This window comes from Kiritimatiellia bacterium, assembly GCA_028715905.1.
Taxonomy (GTDB): Bacteria; Verrucomicrobiota; Kiritimatiellia; order JAAZAB01; family JAAZAB01; genus JAQUQV01.
Window position 1 is genome coordinate 1 of record JAQUQV010000106.1, and the last position, 4,407, is coordinate 4,407.

The following is a 4,407-nucleotide window of genomic DNA, read 5'->3' on the forward strand; positions in this document are numbered from 1 at the left end:
TCAAACAGGGGATCAAATTGTCGGCGATTATCGACAAGATCGATATCGACGTTTCGAAGTTGGTGGAAGTTTTAAGGGGCGAGATGGGCGGCAAAAGCCAGGGGAAAAAAGATCAGGAAGAAGGATTCGATTCAAAAACGGCCCGGATGAAGCTCGGGTTGGAACTGCTCATGCAGATCGTCCGCAAAGCGCACAAGGCCGAGCAGGAGATTTACGACTTCGTGGCCAGCGCAAAAGACTGCACCCCGGAGGAAGCGGAAAAGATCAACCCGATCGCCTTCTTCAAGGAGCTTTTCGCCGATTCAAGCGTGACTGATTTTTTTACCGATGCCTTAGCCTCCGACGACAAGGATACCAAGCAGCCCCAAAAATCGTAGAACTATTATCCAAAACCTACGACCTGGCGGCGATCATGGACCTGCCGCTTAACACCTCGTTTATTGATCACGCCCTTGACCGGGGGCTTGAGGTTGAAGCCTGGGATCTTTGGAAATCGCTTCACCCTTACATGCACCTGGGCTGGTTAAAATGGATCAGCTTCAGCGACTACAAAAACCTTTTGTATTCGAAGCAATACATGTGCACCAACAAGAGCGATGAAGAAATCGAGGAGGAAATGGGCAAGGTGATCGACTTTTACGAGCAGAAGAAGGCGCGGAGAGGGTAATTTTACGAAGCCGCTTTAGCGGTTTTCAGGCAGGATAGCCCGACGGGGCGAAGAGTGCGGATACTCCGGCCGCATTTCCTGCCTGATTTTATTATCGGAGAATAAGCGCTACGGGGGGCGCTAGCTGGGAAAGGGGGCGGCCATCATCGAGATCTTTAAGCTTTGGGGTTCCATTTTCATTGATGATAAGGAAGCCCTCAAAAAGTTAGACAATATCGACAAAAAAATAGCCAGGACCGGCGATACCCTGGTCAAGATCGGCGGCGGCTTCACCAAGGCCGGCAAGACCATGACCGCCTTCGTCACCGGCCCGCTGCTCGCTCTGGGCACCGGAGCGGTCATGGCCGCGGTCAGTCTTGAAAGCGCCTTCACAGACGTGATTAAGACCGTTGATGCCACGGAAGCCGAAATCGAGAAGCTGCGCGAAGGCTTCAGGGAAATGTCCCGTGAGTTACCCTTAACCACCGAGGAAATCTACGCTATCGGCTCGGCGGCTGGCCAACTTGGAATCGAGACGGAAAACATCTTGAGCTTTACCGAGGTCATGGCCAAGCTTGGCGTCACCACGAACATGTCGAGCGACCAGGCCGCCACCGCATTAGCCCGGCTGGCGAATATCACGCAGATGCCGCAGAGCCAGTTTGACCGCCTCGGTGCGACCGTGGTTGCACTCGGTAATAATTTAGCAACGACAGAATCTGAGATCGTCGAAATGGGCCTCCGCCTGGCCGGCGCCGGTAAACAGGTAGGCATGACCGAAGCGCAGATTCTTTCCTTCGCCGGCGCCCTGTCATCGGTCGGTATCGAGGCCCAGGCCGGCGGCACCGCGTTCTCCAAAGTCATGGTGCAGATGCAGCTGGCCGCGGAAAAAGGCGGCCAGGGTCTGGTGAACTTCGCCAACGTGGCCGGCATGAGCGCGGAAGACTTCAAGCGGGCTTTTGAAGAAAACGCGGCCGGAGCGATTATAGCCTTTATCGAGGGCTTAAGCACGGCGGAGGAACGCGGCGCATCGGCGATCAAGGTCTTAGACGATATGGGGATTACCGAGGTCCGCCTCCGTGATGCCCTCTTGCGTGCCTCCGGGGCGAGCGACCTCTTTAACAAAAGCATTGAACTCGGGAGCAAAGCCTGGGATGAGAATATCGCCCTGAATAAAGAGGCCGAGCTGCGTTTCGGCACCGCGGCCTCGCAACTGCAGCTATTTAAAAACGAGATCAAGCTGACCGCCGCCGCCTTCGGTGAAGAACTGATCCCCGTGTTGCTTGAAATACTTGACGCGATAAAGCCATATATAAAAGCCTTCGGAGAGATGGACAGCGAGCAGAAAAAGCAAATCATTACTCTGGGTGCCATAGCCGCCGCCGCCGGTCCTGTGTTAATAGTGCTGGGAGGCATTATCACCGGGGCGGGCAAGCTCATCGGCATACTGCCGCTGGTCAGCAAGGGCTTAATCGCTCCTGTTTACGGGGTCAGGGTCTTGCGCCTGGGCCTTGGTGCGCTCGGAGCCGTGTTGGGGACAACCGCCGCCGCCGCCGGTGCGATTGTGGCCGTTATCGCCGGTGTGGGCGTGGCCGCCTCTGCCCTGAGCACAAAGGTCAGGGAATTAACAGAAGGATTCGGCCCCAGGCTGCAGCAGGCAATGACCATGGGCAGCGGCGCGTTACTCGGCCCGGTTGGTGCCATAACGTCCATAATCAAGAACTTCGATCTACTGGTCGATGTGGCCAGGGAAGATATCGATATGGCGGTTGGCTTCTTCCAGAGCCTGCCTGAGAACGTCGGCATGATTGTTCAATCCGTCGGCGACTGGTTTTCCTCTCTGCCGGGGCGCATTGGCGAGGGCTTATCCGCCGCGGGAGCCTTCTTGCTTAAATTCTTCACCGAAGACCTGCCTTACTGGACCGGCTATGCAATCGGCGCCATGATTCGATTCTTTATCGACTTGCCCGGTAACATCCTGGAGCATTTAACGGCGCTGGCCGAAGCGCTCGCAGAATGGGCGCCTATCGCCTGGGATTGGGCGAAGGAAACCGGATCAAGGATGGTCACAAACTTCATTAACTACATGAAGGAACTCCCCGGCAATGTCTGGACCTGGCTAGTCGAAACGGCGAACAAGATCCCTGACTGGGCTGGAGAGCTTTATGTTAAAGCAAAAAATGCTGCGGGGGAACTGATCAGAGGCATGATTGACAAATTAAAAGAATTGCCCGGAGATATTGTAGACATTTTATGGGAAGCGGCCAAGAAACTTCTTGACATTGGCAAAACGTTCTACAACTACGCTAAAAGGGCCGCAAAAAACGCCTGGGAGGGGTTCAAGGACGGCCTGGGTATTTCCTCTCCGTCCTATATCGAGCAAGCCCTGATCGCTATCGAGGAAACCGCCAAAAACACCATCGGCACGCTGCAGCACGAATTCGGCAGCCTCTCCGATATGCAAATGCCCGTAAACCTCGCCGTGGCCGGGGCGGGCGCAATTCCCGGCCAAGCGCAGCCCAGCGTTTCGAAGACCTACACCTTCTCCCCGACGTTCAATAGCCCCGAGAGACAATCACATGCCGAGCAGCAGCGCGAATTCGAAAAGTGGACGCAGGAAGTAGCCCTGGGAAGCCTGTTTGATTAAAGGGGGTGCCGCATTGATCACAAAAACCTGGACCGTAAACGGTGAAACCTTCACCTTCGGGATGCCTTTCAATTTGGAATACATCGAAGGCATGGGCGGCGCCCCGGCTGAAATAAAAACGCAGCGCGCCCCCTACCAAAACGGCGTCACCGTGCGCGAAAAGAACCAGAAGGAGCGGCCCCTGACATTGTACGTTGAGGTATTCGCCGATTCGGAAGAGCAGTTACTTGAGCGGCGGGCCTATATGACGCGGCTGTTTAATGCTTTAAACGAACCCGGCATATTTACCTACGGCGACCGCGCAATAGCGGCCGAAGTGGACGGCGGCCCGAGATTTACGAGAGCTAGGGGCCATAGCACGCCGATGATTATTCACTTGTTGGCCCCCGACCCGAATTTCTACGACCCGGTGGAGGAAGTCATAAACCTGGTCGGCTTCCGGGGCGGCTGGTCGTTCCCCTGGAAATTCCCCCGCACCTTCGGCGTGGTGGGTGCGAGTGCGACCGCCACAAACAGGGGCAACGTTTCGACGCCCGTCATAATCACAGTAACAGGATACACCAGGTATCCCATGATTGAAAACGAGACCACCGGCGAGCGGATCATCGTCGATATTGAAATCCCCGAGGGCCGGATCCTGGAGATCACAACGCAATTCAATAATAAGCGCGTCGAGATCGTGGACCTGGACGGCAACAACCGCGAGAGCGTATTCTACAACGTCGTAAGGGATGAAAAATACAGCCTTTGGGAGATGGTCCCCGGCGACAATAATATTCGGTATACCGCGGCGGAGGAATCCGGGGACGCCGGGGCGAGCATCAGGTATTTTCACAGATATTCGGGTGTATAGGTGGATTTTTCCTCCTGATTGTGGTATGATTAGGTAGGAGGTGGAAGATATGCATAAAAAATTAATCACGCTGATTATCGTAGTTCTATTAGTCACAGGATCTGGGACAATATACGCAACAAATCAACCCGTCCGGGAGGCGGTAAACGATATTCTGCCGCTGTCCGGCACGGAGGCACCGGAGGGCGAGACGGAGGGCGAGGAAGAAGAAATCGAATTCCCCGAGCCGGACCCCGAGCCGCCGCCGGAGGAGGAGCCGGA

The 4,407-nt window shown here is 55.3% G+C and carries 5 protein-coding genes; all 5 read left to right on the top strand.

Translation table 11 applies throughout. The features are described 5' to 3' along the window. On the top strand, positions 1-377 hold a 377-nt coding region (locus PHP98_11745; protein ID MDD5484300.1), incomplete at its 5' end, for a hypothetical protein. Between the two features lie 35 nt (positions 378-412). Then, positions 413-667 carry a hypothetical protein gene (locus PHP98_11750; GenBank protein MDD5484301.1) on the top strand — a complete coding sequence of 85 codons (255 nt, stop codon included), beginning with the start codon at positions 413-415 and terminating at the stop codon, positions 665-667. Between the two features lie 289 nt (positions 668-956). Beyond that, entirely contained in the window at positions 957-3,293 is a 2,337-nt protein-coding gene (locus PHP98_11755) for a phage tail tape measure protein (protein MDD5484302.1), read from the top strand. 13 nt (positions 3,294-3,306) lie between these two features. Next, positions 3,307-4,146 carry a phage tail family protein gene (locus PHP98_11760; GenBank protein MDD5484303.1) on the top strand — a complete coding sequence of 280 codons (840 nt, stop codon included), beginning with the start codon at positions 3,307-3,309 and terminating at the stop codon, positions 4,144-4,146. A 49-nt stretch (positions 4,147-4,195) separates the two neighbouring features. Then, on the top strand, positions 4,196-4,407 hold a 212-nt coding region (locus tag PHP98_11765; protein MDD5484304.1), incomplete at its 3' end, for a hypothetical protein.